This window comes from Bacillota bacterium (assembly GCA_040757085.1).
Taxonomy (GTDB): domain Bacteria; phylum Bacillota; class Sulfobacillia; order JACIYH01; family JACIYH01; genus JACIYH01.
The window spans coordinates 251,079-275,483 of sequence record JBFLXJ010000017.1 but is presented as its reverse complement, the minus strand read 5'-3'; the positions used below and the strand labels follow the sequence as shown (position 1 = coordinate 275,483).

General features: G+C 65.0%; 22 protein-coding genes. All 22 read right to left on the bottom strand.

Annotation, left to right across the window (positions count from 1 at the left end; all coding sequences use genetic code 11):
- Nucleotides 1-42 precede the first annotated feature (42 nt).
- The gene (locus AB1446_06475; protein MEW6546550.1) at nt 43-1,182 is read right to left on the bottom strand and encodes a pyridoxal phosphate-dependent aminotransferase; all 1,140 of its coding nucleotides are present in this window, start codon (nt 1,180-1,182) and stop codon (nt 43-45) included.
- 24 nt (nt 1,183-1,206) lie between these two features.
- Nucleotides 1,207-2,181 (bottom strand): sugar kinase, encoded by a 975-nt coding sequence (locus AB1446_06470; protein ID MEW6546549.1) that lies wholly within the window; start codon nt 2,179-2,181, stop codon nt 1,207-1,209.
- Nucleotides 2,182-2,258: 77 nt separating this feature from the next.
- Nucleotides 2,259-2,525, bottom strand: coding sequence for a MoaD/ThiS family protein (locus AB1446_06465; protein ID MEW6546548.1), 267 nt, complete (start codon nt 2,523-2,525; stop codon nt 2,259-2,261).
- Nucleotides 2,513-3,655, bottom strand: coding sequence for a DUF917 domain-containing protein (locus AB1446_06460; protein MEW6546547.1), 1,143 nt, complete (start codon nt 3,653-3,655; stop codon nt 2,513-2,515). Before AB1446_06460 ends, AB1446_06465 begins: the two co-directional genes overlap by 13 nt.
- 2 nt (nt 3,656-3,657) lie before the next feature.
- Nucleotides 3,658-4,836 (bottom strand): DUF917 domain-containing protein, encoded by a 1,179-nt coding sequence (locus AB1446_06455; GenBank protein MEW6546546.1) that lies wholly within the window; start codon nt 4,834-4,836, stop codon nt 3,658-3,660.
- Nucleotides 4,837-4,891: 55 nt separating this feature from the next.
- Complete coding sequence (locus AB1446_06450) at nt 4,892-6,811, bottom strand: aldehyde ferredoxin oxidoreductase family protein (protein ID MEW6546545.1); 1,920 nt, start codon at nt 6,809-6,811, stop codon at nt 4,892-4,894.
- A gap of 20 nt (nt 6,812-6,831) precedes the next feature.
- Nucleotides 6,832-7,296, bottom strand: a complete 465-nt coding sequence (locus AB1446_06445) for a 4Fe-4S dicluster domain-containing protein (GenBank protein ID MEW6546544.1) — start codon at nt 7,294-7,296, stop codon at nt 6,832-6,834.
- Nucleotides 7,274-8,536, bottom strand: coding sequence for an FAD-dependent oxidoreductase (locus AB1446_06440; GenBank protein MEW6546543.1), 1,263 nt, complete (start codon nt 8,534-8,536; stop codon nt 7,274-7,276). Before AB1446_06440 ends, AB1446_06445 begins: the two co-directional genes overlap by 23 nt.
- The gene (locus tag AB1446_06435) at nt 8,533-8,916 is read right to left on the bottom strand and encodes a 4Fe-4S dicluster domain-containing protein (protein ID MEW6546542.1); all 384 of its coding nucleotides are present in this window, start codon (nt 8,914-8,916) and stop codon (nt 8,533-8,535) included. Before AB1446_06435 ends, AB1446_06440 begins: the two co-directional genes overlap by 4 nt.
- A gap of 80 nt (nt 8,917-8,996) precedes the next feature.
- On the bottom strand, nt 8,997-9,653 hold the full coding sequence (locus tag AB1446_06430) for a 2-dehydro-3-deoxyphosphogluconate aldolase (GenBank protein MEW6546541.1): 657 nt from the start codon (nt 9,651-9,653) through the stop codon (nt 8,997-8,999).
- 21 nt (nt 9,654-9,674) lie between these two features.
- Nucleotides 9,675-10,421, bottom strand: coding sequence for a flavodoxin family protein (locus AB1446_06425; protein MEW6546540.1), 747 nt, complete (start codon nt 10,419-10,421; stop codon nt 9,675-9,677).
- Nucleotides 10,366-11,997 carry an ABC transporter ATP-binding protein gene (locus AB1446_06420; protein MEW6546539.1) on the bottom strand — a complete coding sequence of 544 codons (1,632 nt, stop codon included), beginning with the start codon at nt 11,995-11,997 and terminating at the stop codon, nt 10,366-10,368. The genes AB1446_06425 and AB1446_06420 overlap by 56 nt, the downstream gene beginning before the upstream one ends.
- Before the next feature lie 80 nt (nt 11,998-12,077).
- Entirely contained in the window at nt 12,078-13,112 is a 1,035-nt protein-coding gene (locus AB1446_06415) for a BMP family protein (GenBank protein MEW6546538.1), read from the bottom strand.
- A gap of 76 nt (nt 13,113-13,188) precedes the next feature.
- Nucleotides 13,189-14,103, bottom strand: coding sequence for an ABC transporter permease (locus AB1446_06410; GenBank protein MEW6546537.1), 915 nt, complete (start codon nt 14,101-14,103; stop codon nt 13,189-13,191).
- Nucleotides 14,100-15,134 carry an ABC transporter permease gene (locus tag AB1446_06405; GenBank protein MEW6546536.1) on the bottom strand — a complete coding sequence of 345 codons (1,035 nt, stop codon included), beginning with the start codon at nt 15,132-15,134 and terminating at the stop codon, nt 14,100-14,102. The genes AB1446_06410 and AB1446_06405 overlap by 4 nt, the downstream gene beginning before the upstream one ends.
- A 19-nt stretch (nt 15,135-15,153) precedes the next feature.
- Nucleotides 15,154-16,014 carry an IclR family transcriptional regulator gene (locus tag AB1446_06400; GenBank protein MEW6546535.1) on the bottom strand — a complete coding sequence of 287 codons (861 nt, stop codon included), beginning with the start codon at nt 16,012-16,014 and terminating at the stop codon, nt 15,154-15,156.
- Nucleotides 16,015-16,361: 347 nt separating this feature from the next.
- Nucleotides 16,362-17,576, bottom strand: coding sequence for a dihydrodipicolinate synthase family protein (locus tag AB1446_06395; protein ID MEW6546534.1), 1,215 nt, complete (start codon nt 17,574-17,576; stop codon nt 16,362-16,364).
- Nucleotides 17,566-19,383: an aldehyde ferredoxin oxidoreductase family protein gene (locus AB1446_06390; GenBank protein ID MEW6546533.1), complete on the bottom strand. Its 1,818-nt coding sequence runs from the start codon at nt 19,381-19,383 to the stop codon at nt 17,566-17,568. Before AB1446_06390 ends, AB1446_06395 begins: the two co-directional genes overlap by 11 nt.
- Before the next feature lie 187 nt (nt 19,384-19,570).
- Entirely contained in the window at nt 19,571-20,437 is an 867-nt protein-coding gene (locus tag AB1446_06385) for an IclR family transcriptional regulator (GenBank protein ID MEW6546532.1), read from the bottom strand.
- Between the two features lie 284 nt (nt 20,438-20,721).
- Entirely contained in the window at nt 20,722-20,913 is a 192-nt protein-coding gene (locus AB1446_06380; protein MEW6546531.1) for a hypothetical protein, read from the bottom strand.
- Nucleotides 20,914-21,066: 153 nt separating this feature from the next.
- Entirely contained in the window at nt 21,067-23,223 is a 2,157-nt protein-coding gene (locus tag AB1446_06375; protein ID MEW6546530.1) for an HD domain-containing phosphohydrolase, read from the bottom strand.
- Nucleotides 23,224-23,310: 87 nt separating this feature from the next.
- Nucleotides 23,311-24,327 carry a GGDEF domain-containing protein gene (locus AB1446_06370; protein MEW6546529.1) on the bottom strand — a complete coding sequence of 339 codons (1,017 nt, stop codon included), beginning with the start codon at nt 24,325-24,327 and terminating at the stop codon, nt 23,311-23,313.
- Nucleotides 24,328-24,405: the final 78 nt, after the last annotated feature.

The window sequence follows — 24,405 nt, the reverse complement described above, 5'->3', positions numbered from 1 at the left end:
GATGTCCCGCGCTGCCCCCCTACACCGGTCGTCACCCGGCCACTATCCCTTCACTACCCGTGCCAGCCGGACCAGTCCCTCCCGGATGTCAGCGGCTCGGGCCGCCAGCGACACCCGCACGAATTCCCGGCCCGACGGCCCGAAGGTGGTGCCGGGCGCCACGGCTACCCGATGGGCCTGGAGCAGTTCCCGGGCGAAGGCATGGGAATCCTCGCACCCGACGTGTACCCACAGGTAAAACGCCCCCGCCGGACGCTGGTAGCGAATACCGTACTCGTCCAGCGTGGCCACCGCCAGGTCCCGGTTCTCCCGGTACGCGCGCCTCATCTCTTCCACGCAGTCCTGAGGGCCCGAAAGAGCAGCCTCGGCTGCCTTCTGGGACACGCTGGGCGCACAGGAGACGTACGCCTCCTGGAGCTTCGACATTTGCGCTATGACCGGTGGAGAGGCAATGGCGTACCCGAGCCTCCATCCCGTCATGGCGTACGTCTTGGAGGCGCTGAACACTGCGATGACTACGCCGTCGCCATCGAAAGCCAGGGCGGTGTGGTGCCTGCCCTCGAATACGATCTTCTCGTACACCTCGTCCGATATCAGGAAGATGTCCCGGCGCCGGGCCAGATCCACCAGCTCGCGCACCAGGTCCTTCCCGAAGACGGTACCCAGCGGGTTGGAAGGCGAATTGACGATCAGGGCCCGGGTGCGCTCGCCGATCAGCCGATCGATGAGGGCTGGGTCAGGAAGGAACCCGTTCTCCGGCAGCAGCGGGTAACGCCGCGCCTGGGCCCCCGCACAGCGGACAATCATTTCGTAGTTGGGCCACCCGGGATCGGGTATGAGCACCTCGTCGCCCGGATCGACCACGGCGCGCACGGCCGTCGATACGGCACCCACCCCTCCCACCGTGACCGCCACATGGTCGGCCGTCACGGCCAGACCGTAGTCCTCGTTCAGGCGTCGGGCTATCAACTCCCGCAGGGTGAGCAGTCCGGCATTGGCCGTGTACTTCGTGTAACCCTCTCGGGCAGCACGGCTGGCCGCCTCCACGACGTGGGGCGGTGTGGGAAAGAGCGGCTCCCCCACCTCCAGCCGTATCACGTCGGGCATCCCGATGGCCAGGTTCATGATCTCCCTGATGCCGGATTGTCTGAGGCCGACCACCAGTTCCGACAACGAAGGCATCTCTCTTCCCCCTGTCCCTACCACCTAACTGCCCGTCGAGACCACCCGGCCCCGGGGCAATAGACCGCTGGCTTCGACTTCCCGCAAGAAGGGGTACCCTTCGTAATCCCCCATCACCGTGGTGGCGCATGCCCCCACGTAGTTGGCCAGGCGTAAGCAGTCCTCCAGGGCCCAGCCGTTGAGGTACCCGAACACGAAACCGGCGTCGAAGCCATCCCCTGCACCCACGGGGTCCACGAAGCGGGAGGGGCAAAATGCCTCGGCTGCGACCGTCTGGCCCGTCCGGGCGCTGACGGCCACCGCCCCCCGCGCGCCCCTCTTTACCACCAGCACCTGCGGCCCCATACCCAAGACCTCCCGGGAGGCGGTCACCGCATCCCTGGTGCCGAAAAGTAATTCCAGTTCGGTCTCGTTAAGGAGCAGCAGTTCCGCCGCAGCCACAAAGGGCATCATGACCTCCCGGACCCGCTGTTTTTCAATCAACCGGAGCCGCACGTTGGGGTCGAAGGACAGCGGCACCCCCCGGCTCCTGGCCAGATCAACCAGGTACATGGCCGTATCCCGGCACAGCGGACTGAGGACGGGGGTGATACCCGTGAGGTGAACCAGCCTCGCTCCCTCTAAGCAGGCGGGATCCACGTCCTCCGGGCTGAGGGCACTGGCCGCGCTACCCCGACGGTAGTAGTAAACACGCGGGTCCCCCAGGCCGCGGTATTCTTTGAAGTACACCCCCGTGGGACGCTCCGGATCGACGTTGACCAGCGAGGTATCAAGGCCCTCCATGCGCATGCAGGCCAGGATGTAGTGGCCGAACTCGTCGTCCCCCACCCGGGTGATGTATCCGGGCCGGAGGCCCAAGCGAGCCAATCCCACACTGAAATTGAGCTCCGCCCCGGCCGCGTATTTCCTGAACGAACTCACGTGACGCAGCGGGCCGGCACTACCCGCGCTGAACAGCACCATGGGTTCCCCGCACGTCACCACGTCATAAGCTGGCAACGACTTCCCTCCCTGCACCACGCCAAGGCTTGAGCTGCATCCGTTCTCCCTTGGCGGTCCTTCCATTCGCCACGCAGCTAGCCACCGGCGGTGGCGGCCACCACGGAGACCACGTCCCCGTCCTTCAGAGTCCAGGTGCGGCTTTCCTCCTCACTCACGCGCCGCCCGTTCACAGCCACCAGGATGTAGGGGCGGGTCAGGTCCTGGCCCGTGGCCTCCTTCAACTGATCGAGGAGGCCGGCCACGGTGGTTCCCTCCACCACCTGCATCCTGGTGGGCTGCACTCTCATCTGGCCGCCGATGCCACCCCCGGTCCTCACCGTTACGGTGATCACGTCGACCACCCGGGCCTACCCACCACTTCTTCGATGGGCACGTATGGCAGCTCGAATCCGAAGTGTTGCGGCGCCAAAACCGCCAGCCCCTCCGGCGATCGGTAACGGGGGTGGCTTCGCGCTCCCACGATGGCCAGTTCCTGCCCGACCGCGATCTCGGAGTTGGTGATGGGCTCTCCCTCGGGCTCCAGCACGGAGCAAATCAGGTCGGGGCTGGTGACGTAAGGTTCATCGTCCAGCCAGGTGACCTGGTTCTCGTTCTTGAACCACACCTTCAGCGTCCGGCCCGTGAATTCGCCACTCCCGGCCAAACGATACCAGCCGTACATGTACCCTTCCCGGTTCTCCCACTCTTTTTGGGCGACCCGACCCCGGAACAGCAACCAGCCGTCCAGGAACCCAGCAGCGGCCGCGGCCGGGTCCTGCCCCCGTTCCCGGGCCTGGCGCATGGTCCACCCCAACTCAAGCGCCAACTGCAGGGTTCCCGGGATCACGGCCTGTTTCATGTCGCGCCCCCGGAGCAGGAAGCCGGCCGACCCCACCAGCCCAAAGGAGGCAGCGCTGACCAGTTTGCCGATGCGCTCCACCATCTTGTACGAAGGAGCGGACTTCACGATGGTGACACTGCCCGCGTAGTCACAGAAGGCCAGGGGGCATACCTCGTGTCCCGTTACGGCCACGCACGACTGGGTGATCTCGGGAATGGCGCGACCGCCGTAGTCGCCGTTCACCACCTGCAGTCCCAGCTCCACGGCGGCGTCGATGGGAGCGGCTGTGTTCAGGCCCCCCATTTCGGCTGCCACCACGTATTGGGGCCTCACACCGGCGTAGGCAGCCAGCTCCGCGAAGGCCCGGCACAGCTCCTTCTCCACCCGTACCTCCATGTTGAGCTCCTTGAGACGCCGGGGCACATCCTCGCCCGGGGGCGCAATGGAACCCATGTAAAACAAGCACACGGTCCAGGCATCATCGGGGATGACCACCGGGTCCACCCATGAGACAGCGCCGGCCCGGCTCACTGCTCCCACCAGGAGCTCCAGCCCCCGTTGCGGTCCGCCTCCTCCCCCCGTCCCCAGCAGGGTACACCCGCGTACCAGGTCTTCGGCATCCTGCCGGGTCCGGATCGCGGCATGGGACACGCCTATCCCTCCTCCCGGCCCGATCCGGCCGTGCCGGGCAAAGGCTTCCCCAGTCGGGCCAGCAATTCCTCAAGGGGCTGATACCGGATGTCCGGGCAACCGTACCTGGCTCCGGAGAAAGCCGCCGCCCCCTGCGGGGTGGCCAGGGCCGCCCGCAGCCTGGGATGGCACGGTATGGCCACCGCCGCCATGGGGAGCCCGGCGCGCAGGTCCACGCTCATGATGCCCCGCCCGGTCTCGGGTTCGAGCATGCACACGAGGTCCGGCAACACCGCCGCCAGCTGGTCGTCGATCCAGGCAGCCATGGTCTCGTTCTTGATGACCAGCCGCATGGTGGCGCCGGTATCTTCTCCCACGCCCCGTACCGTCACCGAGGTAAGGTAGTGCCCGAACCGATCCTCGCCAGCAACCTCGGCCACCATCCCCCTAAAGAGCACAGTGCCCCCCGCGAACCGGGCAAAGGCAGCCACCGGGTCCCGGCCCTGCTCACGTGCCCGCCTTACGACCCTCCCTGCGTTCAGGGCCATAGAGATGGTCCCGGGAATGACCGCCGCCTTCAGTTGCCGACCTGACATGGGATAGTGATTGTTGGCACCGGTTCCCCCGCCCTGGGTGATGACCCATCTTCCCAGCACATCGGGGTAGACGGGGTCAACCGCTTCCTTCACGACCACGGTGTTACCGGCTCGATCCACCAGGGGCATGGGGGTAAGGCTGATGCCGTGCCCGATGAAGCTCGTCATCTGGGTTTCCGGCGCCGCCCGACCCAGGGCGTCACCGTCCACCACGGGTATCCCCGCGCGCGCCCCCAGGCTCAGGACCACCGGCGTGTTCAGGCCTCCCAGTTCGAAGGGCACCACGTAGTCCACCCGCCGGCCCAGGATCTCCTCCATCACCCGCAGGGCTTCTCGCAGTTCGAACCGGGCTTCCCAGCCTTCCGCCACCTCGTCAAAGCCCATGGCGTCCAGGACCTTCACCGAGCCCATGTAACCACCGCTCACCACCAGCGCCTCATCCGGGACCTCATCCGGCGGAATGAGGGTGTACTGCCGACCCCGGGCCAGGTCCCGTTCCATAATCGCCCGTCCCCAGGCCGGGCTTCCCCCACCGCCGGTGCCAAACAGGGCCAGGCCTTCCAACAGCGCGTCCACGTCTTCAGCGGTAATGTGCCAGACCGACACTCCACCACCCCCGCTCAACTCGTACATCCGTACCACTTGACACGCCTACCCCAGTCTAACGGGCCACCAATCGGCCGATGGCGGCCAGTTCATCCGCGACCGTGCCCAGCCGCAGTTTCCTGAGCGTGCTCTCCAGAGGCCAGCTGGTCTCGAGGTCCCAGCCGTGCAGGGTGTAGTACTCGTCCAGCATGCGGGCCAGTTCCTCGGGTGAATTGATGGCATCGGGGTCGGATCGGTCGGGAGAACGCTCATGCATCATCCTCCAGGGCAGGACGTCGTGCTCCCGTGTGGCGCCTTCCCGCACGTTGATGCACTTCTCCAGAGTCACTATGCGGCGCCCTGCCTCCATCAGACTCTCCTCGCTCATCTCGTAGCCGGTGGCCGCTGCGAATACCTGGGCCATGAGCTGCGGGGTTACACCATACAGGGCCGTGCTGGTGAAGGCACAGAACCCGAGAGCATCGGTGGCGGCATAGCAGTCCTCGTGCCAGCGGACGATCTCGGCCCGCTTCTCCCCCAGGTACGAGTTGGCGTACTTCTCGTCCCCGGTGATGCGGGCAATGAGAGCCCGCCCCTCCGGGCTGAGGCCGAACTCAGCGAAAGTCTCCGTGTGCAGGTGATCTGGCCCCCGGGGGTTGACGGCGAAGGCAAGCGCGTACGACTTCGCCGACCTGGTGTCCACCCGGGACTGCTCGAGGCCTTTGGCCTGCACGGCCCACTTGTAGGAGTCGCCTCCCACCTTCTCCGCTGCCGCCCTGACCCCATCCGCCAGCACGTCACCGAACCCCTCGCGCCACGCGATACGGCGCACCATTTCCACCACGGCCTCGCCGTTACCCCAGTGCAGGTCGAGGCCGTCCAGGTCCCCGGACGAAAGGAGCCCCTTCTCGTAGCACTCCATAGCCCACTGGATGACCGAACCGCAAGAAATGGTGTCGAGGCCGTACAGGTTGCACAGCTCGTTGGCCTTGATCACCGCCTCGGTGTCGAGCAGCCCGCACCCCGAGCCCAGGGCGCAGAAGGTTTCGTACTCCGGGCCTCCGGTGTAGGTGCCGGCGTAGCGGCCGCGGCTGATCTCAGTGTAACGGTGGCAACCTATTATGCAGCCAAAGCACGCCGCCCTCCGCCTGAGATAGCCCGCTTCGGCCAGGTACTGACCCGTGATGGGATACACGTCTTCCAGGTGTCCGCGCCGGAAGTTGTACGAGGCCAGGGCACGCACTTCGTTGATGGCATTGAGGCTGCCCGAGGTACCGTACTTGCCCAGACCGGCGAAGCCTGAATCCGCGCTGAGGGATTCATGGCAGGCGCGCGCGAGCTCGTGGAAACGTGCCGGCTGCGCCGGACGCACTCCCCCTCGACCGCGCACGGCAACCGCCTTCAGATTCTTGGAGCCCATGACCGCTCCCGCCCCGCCCCGGGCGGCGGCGTTGTACACGGAGAACATGATGCCGGCGAATCTCACCAGGCGTTCGCCGCCCGGCCCGATGGCGGCCACCTGGATGTCCTCGTCCCCCACCTCTGCCTTGATGGCCCGGTCGGTTTCCCGCACGTCCTTACCCCAAACCTGCCTGGCATCGCGGATTTCCACCCGGCCATCGTCGATCCACAGGTAAACCGGCTCCTCCGCCCTGCCCAGTACCACCAGGTAGCCGTACCCTGAATACTTCAACTCGGCCCCCCAGTGACCGCCACCGCTGGTCTTCAAGTACCAGCCGGTCGCCGGGCTCCGGCAGGCCACCGTCGTCCGGCCCGAGCTGGGTGCTTCTGTACCGGTGACCAGCCCGGTCCCGAAGATGAGGGGATTGGCGGGCCCCAGGGGGTCAGTGCCGGGCTCCAGCAGCTCCCACAACAGGCTGGCGTTGATCCCCCGCCCACCCAGGAAATCGAGCACCCGCTGGGGAGTGACGGGCTCCCGCCAGCTGCGCCGCTCCGTCAAATCCACATACAGGATGTCTCCCAGTATGTCCCGCATGTCGCCTGTCCCCCTTTCGGCTACACAAGGCCCAGGGCCCCGGCCCGCGCCCGCCTCCTGTCACGCACCTCTTCCTCCACCGGCTCGAACTTGAGCGCCCCCGCCGTGCACACTTTCACGCACGCCGGGTCCCCCCGGCAGAGGTCACAACGCATAGCCGTACCCTTGCGCGGGTGGATGCCGACCGCCCCCAGCGGGCAAACGTGGACGCATTCCTTGCACCCAATGCACCTCTCTTCCACCACGACCGCATAAGTCTGGCCGACAGCGTGGGACATGGCCCCCGTCGGGCACACCTCCTCGCACGGCGGCCTTTCGCAGTAACTGCACACCACCGGGACGTTGAGGCACCTGTCCTCGAACTTGACCACGCGTATGCGGGACAGGTGGGGCGAGTAAAAGCCCTCGTGATGGTACGAGCACGCCAGTTCACACTGGCGGCATCCGGTACAAAGGTTGGGGTCAACCACCAGAACCTTCTGCACCCGGTATCCCCCCTTGACATACCTCTCTGGCCCGTTCGGCCGGGATCCCTGCAATGGCGATGCGCTGCTGCCAGGCCCCGTCTCCCCTGCGTATGGCGGCCTGGATCACTCCGGCCAGTCCCGCGCACCCCACGAGGACGGCGCCCACGATGCGACCCCCCCGGAACACCAGCTTCAGGTAGGCGTCGCCGTCCCGCAGCACCTGAGAACTCCAGCCGGGCTCCGGTGGGACCCGCGTCACGCCCATGGACACGAAGGGAAGGCCGAAGACGTCCAGCGAGTTCCTGGCCAGCGCCCCTCGGAACAGCAGATGAACTCCAGCCATGTTCGCCCCCGCCACCTTACCCTGTGCCACAGCGTGCGGCCATATGGCGCCGACCCGGCCTTGCCCCCAGGCCACGTCGGTGCATTCCACCACGTCTCCGGCCGCGTAGACCTCCGGCAGGCTGGTGCGCATGCGGTCATCCACCACTACGCCGCGACGCACCTCTGCCTTGCCGGCCAGGAGTTCGGCCCTGGGCTCCACACCCTTGCACACCACCACCAGGTCGCAGGCGACGCAGGTACCGTCGCTGAGCACCAGGCCCTCGACCCCGTGGGGGCCGCCGGCCACCTCCCTGACCTCCACACCACACCGCACCCTCAATCCATGGGCAGCAAGACGCGACTCCAGTAGAAGGGCAGCCTCGTCGTCCGCTACCTGGGACAGGATGTGAGGGGAACTCACCAGCAGGGTGGGATTTCCACCCGCCTCCCGCAGGGCACAGGCCAGCTTGATGCCTGCGGGTCCCCCGCCGACTACCGCCACGCGCGCCCCCGCCGCAGTTGCCCGCCTCAGCCGCTCGGCATCCCCGAGAAAGCGAAGGCCCATCACTCCCTCCCGTGCGGGCGAAAAGGGGCGCGCCAGCACGGGGCGGGCCCCGGTGGCCACCAGGAGAACATCGTACGGAATTACCCGGCCATCGCTCAGTTCGAGCCGCCGGCCGTAGACGTCCAGGCCCACTACGCGCACGCCCAGCAAGACTTCCACGCCGTGGACCCGGTAAAACCCCTCCCCCACCAGGAACAGCCGCTCCCGGGGTACCCGACCGGCCACGTAGTGGGTGAGGAGCACGCGGGAATAAAACGGGTAGGGCTCCTCGGACACCAGGGTGATGGGACCGGAACCGTCGTAGGCCCGTATGCTGCGTATGGCACTTACTCCGGCCGCACTGTTGCCTACCACTACGTACCTTCTCAACGGAGCACCCCCCGACCGAGGCGGGCAGCACGCCGACGCCTGACCCCCGCAGCCACGCCCTCGGCCCTCCCGCTCCACCGCAGGGCCCCCGTGGGGCAAAACCGCGCGCACAGCGGTACGGGGAAGTCTGAACAGCCGTCGCACTTCACCGCCTGCCACCGTCCGTCGGGGAGAAGCGTCATGAACGCTGCCGCGAACGGGCACTCCATAACGCAGGCCCAGCAGCCCACGCACAGCGACGGATCGAGTTGCACGGTGCCCCGCCCGGGATCGCTGCGGATGGCCCCGCTAACGCAGGCCTCGGCGCAAGGGGCACCCTCGCACTGCCGGCAAATCCTGATGATCGGCCAGCCATCCTCCTCCACCCTGATCCGGGGCACACCCCCAGCCCCACGCTCCGCCCGGAGCTGGCAGGCAACCTCGCACCTGCGGCAGCGGTTGCACCGGCTCTCATCCACCGCTAGTGCGAACAAGAACCCTTTCCCTCCCTGACCGCGGCCACGAACCTGCTCACGGTCTCCACCAGGGTGTTCCATTGGTCCGTCTCCACCAGGTGCCGGGGAACCAGCTTGCCCCCGGCCGCCACAGCGCAGGCGCCTGCCCGCAGGAAAGACCCCGCATTGGAGGCATCCACACCCCCCACCGCCACCAGGGGCACCCCGGGGAACGGCCCCCGCATCTCCTGGAAGTAAGAGGGACCCAGCACGCAGGCCGGGAAAACCTTGATGAGGTCCGCACCGGCCCTCCAGGCCGAATAGATCTCGGTGGGAGAGAACGCACCCGGAATGCAAACCACGTCCAGGTCCAGGCAGGCGGAGATTACTTCCGGGACCAGCACCGGGGTCACTATGAATCGCGCCCCCGCCCCCACCGCCCGCCGGACCTGGTCGGTCGTGGTGACGGTTCCCATGCCCCAGAGGAGGTCCTGGCCCGATACCTCGACTGCCCTTCCCAGCAGCCGGAGCGATCCCTCATCGTCCCACGTGATCTCAGCCACGCCCACCCCACCCCCGGAGAGGGCCTCGACGATCGGTACCAGCCGGTCTCCCGGGATGCGGCGCAACACGGCTATCAGCCCGCTGGCGATTATGCGCTCCTTCAGCTCCGTCCGTCCCAAAGCAAAGCCCCCCGTCCAGTGCTACTGCCCCTCAACCCGTTCCAGGAGAGGCAGGTAAGCCGGGTCACCGCGGAGCTTCTCCCCCAGCACACCCACCCCGGCCTTCAGGATGAAGGCCAATTCCACGGCCCTGCGCCCCACGTCGCGCGCTGCCTTCACCAGCACGGTGGCGTCGGCCTGGCCGCTTTGCAACTGCTCCGCCAAAGCCTTGCGGTCGATGTTCCCCGACGTCCAGCCAGCGGCGCCGATGTAGGACTCCCACATGTCCCCCGCCACGGGGATACACTGCATGACCAGGGCATGGTTTATCAGGTCGGTCAGGGTGTGTTCCTGTCCGGAACAGAGATGCACCCCCTGGGCGATGCTTCCGACCACCTTCAGGTGCTTGGGCAGGGTGTCCACGCCCTGGGGAAAGAGGTGGCGGAAGCGCGCAAACAGGGAATTGCCCAACCGGTCAATGAAACACTTTAATTGCCCGGGCATACCCATGTGGTACACCGGCACCGAGTAGAGGATTACATCCGCCTCCAGCCAGAGATCCCTCAATTCCTGGAAGCTATCCCTGATCACGCACTCACCCTGCAGGTCGGCGCACCGGAAGCAGGACAGGCAGGGCCCGAACTTCTTGCCCCGCACCGAGTAGCTGGTGCACTGAACCATGCCCAGGTGCACGCCCTGCGCTGCATCCAGGGCCTGTTCCAGCAAGAACTCACTATTGCCCTTGCGCGGACTGCCCGAAATGCCCAGTACCTTGACCGTCGGTTCCACGCTCATCCCCCTTGTTCGGCTCGACCGCAGGCGTCCGTGTCTGCCCCGTCATCAGCAGACCGATCCGCTCAACGTCGAAACTTTCCCGCGGCAATTCCCCCACCACCCGCCCCCGGTACATCACCAGCAGCCGGTGGGAAAGGGACAGGAGTTCCTCCAGTTCACTGGAAATGAGCAGCACGCCCATCCCTTCCTCGGCACTGGCTGCCAGGCGCTTGCGCACGTACTCAGTGGCGGCAAAGTCCAGACCCCGCGTCGGTTCGCATACCACCAAAACTTTCGCCCCTCCGGCTAGGGCTCGCGCCAGCACCACCTTCTGCTGGTTACCGCCGGACAGGTTCTTGATGGGAACGTCCGGCCCGGGAGCGCGCACATCGTAAGTGGAGATAGCCTCGCGGGCGGCGTGCTCGATAACCTGCCGGTGGAGGATACCCCCGTGCGAGAAAGGCTGGGAGGTGGCCCGGTCCAGTACCAGGTTCTCGGCCACGCTCATCTCGGGCACCATGCCGTAAAGATGGCGGTCTTCCGGGATGAACCCCAGGCCCCACCGTCGGCGCCGGCCGATGCTCCACGCTGTCGCATCCTGACCGTCGATCCTGATCCTCCCGGCGTGCACCCGCCGGATACCCACGAGCGCCTCGGCCAGTTCCGTCTGCCCGTTTCCGGCCACTCCGGCAACCCCAACTATCTCGCCTGCCCGCACGCACAGGGAGACGTGGTCCAGCACCGTCTTATGCCGCTCGTCCTCCACCACCAGGTCGGTAACCTCCAGCACCACCCTCTCTCCGGCCGGGGCGCGGTGGCCGCTGGTGACCTCGAGCGTGGGCCTGCTCACCATCAAGCGGGCCACCTCCTCCGGCGTCGTCTGGGTCCGCGCCAGGGTCGCCACGTGCTTTCCGCCGCGCAGGACGGTGATGGTATCGCTCACGGCAAAGGCTTCCGCCAGCTTGTGGGTTATGAAGACGACGGACAGTCCCTGGGAACGCAAGACCACGAGCAGACGAAGCAGGGCGTCCGTCTGCTGGGGGGTAAGGACACCCGTGGGTTCGTCCAGGATGAGAACCTTCGCCCCCTGATATAGCAACTTCAGGATCTCGACCTGCTGCTGCTGACCCACGGAAAGCGACCCCACCATGCTCCCCGGGTCCACCGAGAATCCGTACCGGCCGCAGAGTTTCTCTATCTCTTCCCGGTGCTGCCCCCAGGGGGGAAACAACTGCTTCCACCGCAGCTTCGGCATCACGATGTTCTCCAGGACCGTGTGGTTGGGAATGAGCGAGAAATGCTGGTGTAACATCCCTATACCCCAGGAGATCGCTTGCCTGGGCGACCAGTCCCGACCCACTTCCCGGCCCCACACCTGGATGCGGCCTGCGTCGGGGCGGTACATCCCGTACAGCACGTTCATCAGCGTGGTCTTCCCCGCCCCGTTCTCGCCCACCAGGGCCCGTATCTCCCCGGGTGCCAGCGACAGGGAAACGTCATTCAGCGCCCGCAATCGGCCAAAGGACTTGCATATCCCTTCCATGCACACGGCCGGACCCGGCTCCGCCGCCCGCGCGGCCACGGCATCCATGCCCATCCTCCTCAGTTGCGGGCGGGAAGTGCCAGCCCATCAACCTGCCCGAGCCCGGCCCCTCCCGCCCGTGCCACACACTACTTCTTGGCGATCTCCTCGTGGATCTTCACGGGGATGACGATCTCACCCTGTTGCATCTTGCCGACCAGTTCTTCGATCTCCTTGACCTTATCCGCAGGCAGGCTGCCGCGGAAGTCCGCCACCTTGAAGAACTCGGCCCCGCAGTTCACCATCTTCTTCTCCAGCTTGCCGGACATGAACTGCTCCGCCATGTCCCGGTACATCTGACGCTTGTCGATCAGGACGCTGGTGAGCACCGCCTTGGGGGCGTCTTCATACCAGTCGGCCGCATACCCGATGACCTTGGCCCCGCCCGCCTCGGCGCCCTCAAACACCCCCGTGGTGCCCGGACCGCTCACGGCGAAGATGACGTCCGCCCCCTGCTGGACCTGCAGGGTGGTCACCTCCCGGTGCTTGGGCACGTCCACCCAGTCGCCCACCCAGTACACCAGCACCTTGGCATCGGGTCGCACGTACTTGGCGCCCTCGATGATGCCGCTGTACATGGTGATCAGGGCGGGGATGGGAACTCCTCCGATCACGCCGATGGTCCCGGTCTTGCTCGCCTTGGCCGCGATGGCGCCCACCACGTTACCGTACACATACAGATCAGGGAACCACGCAGCCACGCGGGGCGAGTTGGGCAATTCATCGCAGAGCGACGTCATCACGAACCAGGTCTTCGGATACTTGGGCGGAACCTCTTTGAACGCTTCTATTTGCCCGTTGTCCGGGAAGATGACGATGTCGTAGCCCTTTTCCGCATAGCCGGCAGCGGTGGCAGCGGTCTGCGGGTAAGGAACGCCCTCAGCCACGGTCACTTCCCAGCCCAGCTCTTTCCTGAGGTACTCTATCCCCGCCCAGTCAGCCCGGTCCCAGCCGCCAGCCCGTGCGGGGTTCATGATGGCGTACATGATCCCCGCTTTCACCTTTGGCTTCGCCTGTTCCGCGGGCTGCTGCGGCTGTTCCACTTTCTTCCCAGCACATCCCGCCACGGATACCATCATGAGCACCGCCAACAGCAGAGCCACACCGCGAATCAACTTGCGCATCCTTGCTCCCCCTTTCATTCCCATCGCGGTCCTCGTCTCTTGGCAAAGGCTCCGGTTACCCTGCTCACCCCCCTCTTTAACCCCTCACGTAAGGCTTGCCCGCATCGCGGGGGCCCAGGGCACGACCCATCACCGCCACCGCCAGCAAGGTGAGCACGTACGGCAGCATCATATAGTAGTACGGGTTCAGGCCCATTCCAGAGGCCTGGGCGCGAAAGGCCAGGGCCTCACCCGCCCCGAACAGGACACAGGCGCCCAGTGCCCACACCGGATGCCAGCGTCCGAAGTAAACAGCAGCCAGGGCGATGAACCCCCGGCCCATGGTGATGTTGTCGGTGAAACTGCGCACCCAGGCCACGGTAAGTGCCGCCCCTCCCAAAGAGCAGAGGACAGTACCAGCCACCAGCGCCAGCAGCCGCACGCGGAAAACGTCAATGCCGGCTGCGTGGGCAGCGTGCGCGCTCTCTCCCACCGACCGCCACAAGAGCCCAGGCCCGCTGCGGAACAGGAACACGTACATGAGCACGGCCACCGCCAGTGCAGCGTACGTGAGCGGCGAGATGGACGCCCAGACGCCCCCGGCACGCGCCTGCGGGAACGCCGACGAGAGGGAGGCCAGAGCCGCCGGCCCAATGAGCTGCACGCCCCGGGCAACCATCACTTTGTAAATGAAACTGGTTACCCCAAGGCTAACCAGGTTGAAAGCTATACCCACCACCACCTGGTCGGCCGGGAGCAGGACGGTAAGAGCCCCCAGGATCAGCCCGGCGCCTAGCCCCACAGCACAGGCGAGGAGGAGACCCGCCCAGGCGCTGCCCGTGAGTACCCCGGCCATCACGGCTGCCAGGGCCCCCGCCAGCATGGCACCTTCCACCCCGATGTTGAGCACGCCCGCTCGCTCCGACAACAGCACACCCAGGGCACAGAAGGCCAGGGGCGTCGCTGCCCTCAGCGTGGCCAGCAGGAAGTCTCCCCACCATGCTTGATTCATGACTGCTGCCTGCCTCTCCGCAGAATGGCGCTGGCGTTCAATGCCAGGAAGATGAGTACCGGCAAGCCCTGAAAAAGGTAGATGAGGGCGGCCGGGACCCCGGTGGCCGCCTGCATCGACCGCGACCCCGTTTCCAGTACGGCGAACACGAAACCCACCAGTAACACGCCCAGTGGGTTACCCCCGAGCAGCGCAACGGGAATGCCCGTGAAGCCCCATGACTTGGACCAGCCCTCCGCCACCCGGTAAGTCAAACCCAGGACCTGCACTCCCCCCGCCAGGCCCGCCAGGGCCGCACCCAGGAGCACGGCCCGGGCCATGACCCGGTCTACGGGGATACCCGCTGCTAGCGCGGCAGAGCGATTTCCCCCTACCGCGCTCACGTGGAGGCCGAATACGGTGGACTTCAGCACCATGTACAGCACCACTGCCAGGGCAACGGACAGCCATATGCCGGCGTGCACCCCGCCCGCCAGAACGGGCAACCGGTAGGCCTCAGGGATGGCGGGAGTGGTCCCGTAGAATGCGCGGGGATCTTTCATGGGCCCCGTGACCATAGCGTACATGAACTGCACGCAGGCGAAATTCATCATGATGGTGGTAGTAACTTCACTGGCGCCACGGCGGAGGCGCAGCACCAGGGGGACCACCACGGTCAAGGCACCCACCAGGGACGCAGCCACCAGGGCGGCAGGAATGGTGATCCACGGCGACAGGTGCATCTGCAAAGCCACCGTTACAGCTGCCAGTGCCCCTGCCTCTAGCTGGCCCTGGCCCCCGATGTTGAAGAATCCCGCTCGAAAGGGGATCAGCACGGCCAGGCCACACAGGGTAATGGCGGCCAGTTCGGCGCAGGTCGCCAGGACGGCGTACCGACCCTGCAGCGCCCCCTGAGCCAGGGCTGCGAGGACGGTGAGGGGATTTGCCCCCGCGGCCAGTGCACACGCGCACAGGGCGACCAGCGAGAGCACCACCGAAAGGACCACGACCCCAAGTGACGATGCCAGCAACCTCTTCACGACGTACCTCACCTAACCACCACTTACTCCCTCAAGCAGGCCGGGCGCGGCACCCGTCCATCCCCACAAGATCATGACTTTCATCCGGACGAGCGCCACCGGCATCGGAGGGTGCCACCCAGCCCATATCGGCGGAGATGGCCGCCGCGGTTCGTTTCACCAAGGCCACATGCCGCGCGATTTCCTCCTCGGGAACACGCGCTGCGATCAGAGTCACACTGAGAGCCGCCACCACCCGTCCAGTGTAATCCCGGATGGGAGCGGCAACGCAGTGCACCAGGGGCTCGTGTTCCACCAGGTCAAGGGCATACCCGCGCTCTCTGACCGTGACCAGGTGTTGCATGAGTTCGGAGACGGACACGATGGTGTCGGGGGTGTAGCGGCGCATTCCCTTACGGATGAGGATCTCCCGGGCAGCATTCGGGGGGAGATGGGCCAGCAACACCTTGCCGAGCGCCGTGCAATGCGCCGGCGCCCGTCGCCCCACCTGAGAGTACAGCCGCACCGGGGTATTCCCCTCGATCTTGTCCACGTACACCACCTCGCCATCGTCGAGGATGGCAAGGTGCACCGTTTGTTGGGTATCCCTGTGGAGCCGCTCCAGATGCAACCTGGCCTGGCGGCGCAACTCCAGATTGTTGAGGACGACCGCTCCCAGTTCAACCAGCTTGAGGCCCAGGCCGTACGCCCCCGTGTTGCTGTTCCGGGTCAGAAAGCCCGCCCTCTCCAGGGTTCGCACCAGGCGGTGGGCGGTGCTCTTGTGCACCCCCAGCTTCTGAGCGATGTCAGCCAGGCACAGCTCATGCTGTTCCACACTGTATAGCTTCAGGATATCCAGCGCTCGCTCCACCGCATGGACCCGGTAATATTCGTACCGGCTACTCGCTGCCACGTAGGTGCCTCCCGTCCGTCTTACGATTCGGAACGGATTCTTGCCCAACGAGATTCCCGAGAGATCGCCTCTTTCCCTCCCCGCACCGTCTCACGACCTGACATCTTCGTCTTGCCCTGCGAGACACCATCACTCGCTCCCCCCCGATCCTCAGCGAGAGTTCCGTCGCCCCTTCGCGAACGAGGGCGGCAGTCACTCAGCAGCCTTACCAGATCCGCGGGATCCAGCCGCCGCCGGCACCTCTCGAACAGTTCTTCCCGGCCTCCCGCTCCTGCCACCCCACCTCACCACCTTGAGCGTTCGTTCTCCAACCTGCCGCGAGTCTGCCTCTCTACGCCACCGCCAACCTAGCTCACCCGCACCTCAAACCCGTAACTCTCGGCTAAGGCGTACAGCAACTTGTTGATCCTGGCCTTCACCCCCGAAGCCAAGTACTGCTCGGCATTGGACAGGGGCTGCTGCAAAGCCCCCACCCGAAAACCCCTGATCTCCAGAGCAGCCTTAAACCCGACCGGGAACGGAAGGGCAAACATAGCCCTCACCAGCTGCAGGATTGATACCTGCGCCGACCTGGCTTCATCAAAATTCCCGTTCTTCGTGTAATCCCATATCTTGGTGATTAACTCGGGAACGATTCCAGCCGAAGCAACCATGCACCCCGCAGCTCCAGCCACCAGGGCAGGGAATAACATGTCCTCGCGGCCGGTCAGCACGTTGAACTCCGCTCCAGCTATGCGGACTTTGTCCATGAAATGCATCATGTCGACCATGCTGCCGCTGGAGTCCTTCATCCCTACGATGTTAGGCCTGCGGCTCAAGCGTTTCACCGTGTCGTAACCGAGGGGAACGGTGAACGATGGAATGTTGTACAGAATGATGGGAAGTTCGGGCAATGCATCGGCCACTACCTCAAAATGCTTCTCTACCTGCTCCTCCGAAGGCCGGAAGTAGTATGGGGGGCAGATCACCACGGCATCGCAGCCCAGCCTCTGCGCGACCGAAGCATGGCCGATGACCGCGGCCGGCGTGGTGTCGGCAACCCCTGCTGCTACCGGCACCCTTCCCCTGCACTGGTCAACCACCGCCTCGATCAGTCGAGCCCTCTCTTGGCCCCCCAGGTGAATGAACTCTCCCACGCTGCTGACGGGGAAAATCCCCGCCACACCTCGGCTGACGGCGAACTCCACAATGTCTCGGACCGCCCCCACATCCACGCGACCGTCATTGTTGAAGGGGGTAAGAAGCGCGACGTAAACCCCTTCTGGGCGGAAAGAAGATCGCCGACCGGGCCCGAAACCACCACCCAGGGGTGGTACCAGCACCACCGTGTCCCCCTCTTTCAGCGTCCACCCGGAGAAGTCTCCCAGCACCCTCCGTCCGTTAACAAGCACTATGACATCACGGTCCAGGCGGTCCCCGAGCCGTACTGCCAAACGTTGTTCGATCTCCTTGAGCGCAATAGAGAGTTCAGGACTCACCCGCACGCATAGGTCGCGCTTGCCGCCCTCGGGCAACAGCGTGCCGAATATGTGGACGTCAACCTGGACAGCTTCAGTGGTCATGATTCATCAGCCCCAATTCGCGGAGTTTGGTGACAGTAGGATGGCCCTCTGCGTCCCAGCCCCGGACAAGATAGTATTCCGAAAGCATCCCTTCGAGGTCGGGAAGGTTCCCCGCCGCCGGACCCGCAGCCAGAGGCTCCTTCAGCAACCTCTCGGGCAAAGTGTCTTCCTGCCTCGATACTCCCTCCCGGACATTGAAGAGACGGGTCAGGTTATAAATGCGCTCTCCTATTCGCATCAGACTGTCGCCGCTACCGTGCTCCTCAAACCCCGTGAATGCGTATAAGAGGTCAGCAACCTGATCAGGGCTCAGGGCGAATGTGCTGAACAGGCAAAGGCCACATGAGTCAACCACCGAAAACCAGTCCTGCTGTGACTTAACAAGCTCAGCCTTGTGCTCCGATGACAACGGGTCATAGCGCCCTTTCGTAGAAAGTATCTCTTCCCCAACGGGCCAAGCACGGAGGTGGCAGGCTCCCCGGTCACTGGTGGCGTAGGCCAAGCCCATCCCCACTGCGCCGCGAGGGTCGTAGGCCGGGAGCTCAAGGCCTTTGACATGCATGGCAAACCTTTCCGAACCCCTGCCAATCACCCTGGCCGCCTCCCGAACCCCGCAGCTCAGCAACGCACCGATTCCTTCGCCCCGACCCATCATCTCCAGCAACTTGATTTCTGCCCGCCAGCCACCGAACGGTAGCGGGAATCCTATTTCGAACTCGTTCAGGACCCCGCGCTCGAAACATTCCATTGCGAAGCCTACGGCAACCCCGGCCGAGATGGCATCCAGACCACAGTCGTCGCAAAGATATTCGCCCCTGATAGTGGCTGCCACATTGGCGTGCCCGCACTGAGCCCCCAGGCTCCAAACGTCCTCGTATTCGGGACCTTCCACCCACGCCCCCGCGTACTCCCCTTCGTTGACTCGGGATATCTTGGAACAGGCTATGGGGCAGCCGAGGCAGGCCCTGTTCTGTGTGAAGTAACCGCGTACCGCTTCTTCGTCGAGAGTTGCCAGTCCGGGGAAGTCGCGGCCCAGAAAGTTGCAGGTTGGATACGCCCCGGCACCCTTGATGAGAGACAGGATGGCGTTGGTCCCGTACCTGGGTCGGGCTCCCCCCGTATCGGGATGAATCCCAACTTCGTTCAAAGCCTCCTTGACGGCCCTGGCAAAAAGGCGGTCGTCCTTGGGGCGCGGCTCCCCGGTTCCGCGGGCGACGACGACTGCCTTCACCTTCTTCGAGCCCATAACCGCTCCTGCGCCACCCCTGCCGAACGCCCGCCCGTCCGCTATGATGCTTGCTATGCGGGCTTGTCTCTCCCCAGCAGGACCGATACAGGCCACGGAACAACCAGCACCATGTAGTTCTCTGAGCCGAGAAGTGGTTTCAAAAGTGCCCAGCCCCCACAGTTCCTCGGCCGACCGCACTTGAACTCCCTGATCAGTAAGCAAGACGTAGACGGGTGCCGGGGCAGCGCCTTCTAGAATCAAGACGTCTACTCCCGCAGTGCGGAGCGTGCTCCCGAAGCGACCACCGCAATTGGAATCAAGCCATAACCCGGTCAGCGGGCTTTTCGTGCACACCACCGTCCGGGACCCTCCGGGAGCAAGCGTACCTGTGAGCGGGCCCACTGCGAAAACCAGCAAATTACGGCTGTCCAGAGGACTTATGCCTGCAGGCAACTCACCGTACAAGATGTGGGCACCGAGCCCCTTTCCCCCGATGAACCGACGGACCAAGTCCTCCTCCAGCCCCTCATCCGTGACTGCACCCGCCGCCAGATTCACCCTTACGAGCCGACCTGCCACGGGCCTTCCCCCTCCGCTTTCAAGACTGAGCACCAACGTGCTGAGGCCCGTTAACCTCCAAGCGTTTCAGACCAACAGCCCTTGCTTCTGACACGAAGGCAAAACCTCCTTGGCGCTCAGATGCACAGACCCCCTCGCAACTCGGGCACCCGCTCCACAATCGCTCCGTGCTGCGCTTGCCACCATCTCACGAACTCCCCCTTGTTTGAGCGTCAGCGGAACTCGGAAATCCCCGTCCCACGTATCCCAGCCGCCGGGATATCTCGTAACCGGCCTCCCTAACCAGGCGCGAGAAGTGGGATTCTGCCTCCGGAGTAACACGAACCGCCGGAGCGGTCACGCTGACGGCACCGGCTACCTTTGCCTGCCGGTCGAAGATAGGAGACGCAACACAACACACGCCTACGAGCACTTCCTCGCGGTCAAAAGCCACACCCGTGCTCCGAACCTCCTCCAGCGCCGAAAGCAGCGCTCCCGGGACCGTAATCGTCCTCGGTGTGCAGGGCAGGAAGCTGCAGCGGGAAAGGTACCCACTCAGCCACTCCGGATCTGCGAAAGCGAGCATGGCCTTGCCCAACGCAGTGCAGTATGCCGGGCGCTGTTCGCCGACTTTTGCCGTCACGCTGAGCGGTTGGGGTGACTCCCTCTTGTCGACGTACCTGACATTATCACCGTCAAGGACTGCCAGGTTGACCGTCTCGCGAGTCACGTGCGCAAGGCGGTCCAGGACATCACGAGCAACCTGGACCAGCGCGATGCGCGAATAGACGTTGATTGCCAGACTAAACGCTTTGGTGCCGAGAACATATCGCCCTTCGCCATCCAAGGCGACATATCCGATCGAACGAAGCGTGTTAAGAAACCGGTGGCACGTTGTCTTCTTCAGCCCCGTCTTTAGCGCCAACTCTGAAAGGCTGGCCCTCTCTACAGCAGCCAACTGCTCGAGCAGCTGCACCGTCCGCACCGTCGACTGGATCGTGCTTTTCGAATCCCCGTTCTGCGCGGCGACCACCCCATTCCGTATTCCGGAACCCATCCCCGCCGGGTTACCCATTCTACCTGTCCTCGAAACCTCCTCCTAGGCCAGGCAAGACCTCATCCCGTGTCACCATCCGCAAGAACAGCCACCATGGTGCAGTGGTTCCGGATATCGGTACACCCCCTGCTTTTCCGCCGCACCGCAAGGACAGCGCCCACCACCGCTGAACTCCTGAACCGGGAAAAAACCACTACTGGGACGCCGCCTGAGGGCGGGCGCAAGGGCCGCAACTGGCGGGAAATGCACTCCAGCTGCGGCGAGGGCGTGTTTCCCCGCAATGATGGATCTTGGGATTACAGCTAAACTCCCGAAGCCAGTTCCTCGACCTTGACGTCGCGGCTGGCCAGATAGTTCGTGATGGCGTCCGGGTCGGGGAAGCGTTTCTTCGCCAGTTCCAGGTGCTCAAGCCTAAAGGTGGAGTGGGCGCGGCACCGGGTGAGGCGATGTTGCCCTGTTTTTCCGCTGCCTCGCTTGCTTCCTCGGCGCCGCACCCAACTCGTTCACCTCTCCCGGGGAAGACACCGCCCGGGACTTTCCCCCCACCAGATTACGCGCTGCCAATGCGGAACCAGACCGGTGCTCCAGGAGCCCCTGACCATCGTGGAGTCATACCGCGGGGGGGCAAGGTGAAGCAGCGCCACCGCTCAACGCGGCTGCCTCAGCGAGAAAAGTATCTCGCCCAGCAGAGCTATCAGGGTGCCCCCCTCCCCCGTGGCGGCAACATCTTCCATTCCTTCCGCCGGAATCCCCAGGAACGCCTCGACCACCCGCGGGTCAAACTGCCGACCCGCACACCGCCGCAGTTCCTCCCGGGCCTGCTGGGCACTGAAAGCCTGCCGGTACGGCCTGGCCGACGTCATGGCATCGTAGGCATCCGCCACCCGGATGATCCGCGCCAGAAGCGGGATCTCCTCCCCCACCAGCCCCGCGGGATAACCACCGCCACCGTAGTCTTCGTGGTGGTGCCGCACAGCCCCGGTGACCGCAGCCGGAAACCTGGCCGGCTCCAGGATCCCGGCCCCCACCACGGGGTGACCCTGCATTTCCTTCATTTCTTCCTCGTCCAGACGCCCCGGCTTGAGCAGAATGCCTTCGCGCACACCGATCTTGCCCAGATCGTGCAACAGCCCCGCCAGGTACACCTGCTCCTGCTCCTCAGCACCAAGCCCCAGCACGCCCGCGCACGCCCGCGCCCACCGCGCCACCCGCAGGGAATGACCCCGAGTGTAAACATCCCTGGCCTCCAGGGCCGCCGCCAGCGCCCGCACCGCACTCAGATAGTATTCCCGCAGCGACGAGTAGAGGCGGGCGTTCTCCAAAGCCAGCCCGGTCTGGCTCGCGACGATCCCCAGATACCCCACTTCTTCCTCAGTCCAGCGCCGCGGTACGGGGGAATAAACCTTCAATGTGCCCAGAATCTTCCCCACCCCCCGCACCGGCACCACGGCCACCGCCCGCATCTCGGCCGAGCAGTAGGGCAGATGCATGTCCAATCCGCCGGCGGCCAGGTCTTCCACCACCACGGGCTCTCCCGTCTCCAGCACTTTGCCCAACAGGCTACCCTCGGGCCGGACGCGGCCTGCACTGGCCTCCAGCTCCGCGCCCATCATGCCCAGGCTCCCCTTCAGCACCAGCTCGCCCGTCTCCTCATCGAGCAAGCGCAGCACACACCACTCCGCCCCCAGCACATCCCTGACGCTGGCCAGGGCCGACTCAACGACCACATCCACGTCCAGGCTACCCGCCACCACCCGCCCCACTTCGATCAACCATTCCAGCATGGCCGCCCTCAGCTTGAGCTCGCGGAAAAGGCGGGCATTCTCGAGCGCCAGCCCCAGGCTCGTGCCCAGCGTGGTCAGAAAGGCGGTCTCGTCTTCAGCGAAACCCACACCCTTCGGCCTCCCGGCGACGGTAAGCACGCCCGTTGGTTTGCCCCCAACCATAAGCGGTAAGGCTACCCCCGGCCGCCGCTCTTCGGGCGTACCTCCCGGCCGGCTGTTAAAGTGAACGGCACGGGTCTCTCGCTCAACCGCGGCAACCACTTCGCCCGACGGCACCACGCGGAACTCGTCACAGGGCTCCACGGTGGCCGCCACCTCGGCAGCCGCAACCCCCGGCACCGCCTCAGGAAGCATCACCACCGACCCGCTGGTGGCACCGGTCAACCGCAGCACGGCCCCCAGCGCCCGCCGGGCCACTTCCGCCACCTCGAGGCTCCCGGAAACAGTCTGGCTGAATTCAAAGAGAGCGGCAAGCTCGTCCGCTTTTCTCCCCAGTTCCTGCTTGGCATAGAGCAGCTGCGCCACGGTGTCAGTTACCCTCTGTACCACCGCCACGACCGTCCTGAGCCGCTCTTGCGTCCACACCGGCACCGCCACGGCCGCCTCAAGAAGCTTCTCCGCATCAATACCCGTCTCCCGGGCCAGCCGCACCACTGCCTCCTCCGCCAGCGGCTGCAAAACCACATTGCCACCCACCACCACCGCTACCGTTTCCCCAGCCACCCGCAGGGGAACCGCCAGATGCACCAGCCCGGCGTGACAGGTGTGGAAAACTTCGCCCCCCGCAGCCACAGCAGCCCTCGCAGAGGCCTCACGCGAAGCCACACACCTGGCCCGCGCTTCCGCATTGCTGCCCAGCATGGCACAGAAAGAACACAGGTTGGACGGCTCGGTCAGCGCACGCCCATCCGGGTACGCGACCATAACCGCCAGCCCCAGGGCCCGGCTCATGCTCTCTTGAAGTTCCTGTAAACCCACCTGCTTCAGCTCTTGGTAAAAAGCAAACCTCCGCTCCGCCATGGTAGTTAATGCACTGACGCACCTCCATCTCACCGGCCACCGGCCCGCCCGTCGCCAGCTACCCTGACACGCGCCGCAGCCCCCCGGCTACTCCATGACCTCCAGGGCCAGCCGCTTCCGGCCCTTCAGCTCCTTCGCACGGTAAAGCCTCCGGTCGGCTACCTGCAAAAGCTCCTCCAGCGCAGCGCCATCCGCAGGCCACACGGCAACTCCACCCGACAGGCCGGTATCAACCCCCATCTCCCGGCTCACCCTCTCCACCACCTCCTCAAGCCGCCGCATCACATGCTCACCCTCTTCCCGGCCACCAGGCACCACCACGGCGAATTCATCCCCACCGTACCTGGCCACCACATCTCCCCGCCGCACAGCACGCTGCATCCCCTCCGCCACCCGCTTCAGCACCTCGTCCCCAAACAGGTGCCCCCGCTCATCGTTCGCCGCCTTGAAACCATCCAGGTCCACCAGAACCACCGCAAACTCCCTTCCCTCCACCACCAGACGCCCCACCAGATCGTACAGCGACCGCCGGTTGAGCAACCCCGTCAACGGGTCCCGCTGGGCAAGCTGCATGAGTTCATCCCGCTGCACGCCTATATACCTCACCACCACGGCTACCGCACGCGCCTCAAACCACATGACCCCGGCAACCACACCAGGTCCCAGCACGCGCCGGACCGAAAAACCTTCCCCCAGCGAAGCCACACAGATGACCGCCAGTGCCGCAGAATTGACTGCCGCCGACAGGTAGGCAGCCCGCGCTCCCGACCGGAAACCGTGCGTGAACACCGGAACCAGGAACAGAAACAACAGCGGCCCGTCAGCACCACCGGTGGCCACCACAAGACAGCTTATCGCCCCGACCCCAAACAGCATCGAGGCAACCTCCGCCAGCCTCCTGTGCTCCAGACGGCACACCAGCCCCGCAGCATTCACCCCAACGAATCCCGCCGCGAAGAAACCGAGCAGCAAAAGAAGCAACGGCTTCCCCTGCGGGAGGGATACCAGGGCAAGCAGGACCAAGAACGCCCCCAGGCCCATCTTCAGCCGCCCCAGGGCGCGCCAGAGGCCTTCGGACAATCCCTTTAACTCACTATGCACCACATGCTTCTCCCCCACCTCCGTTTGGCCAAGGTCACATTCTACCATGTTGCCCGGGTCTTGTCAGTCGTCAAAATTACC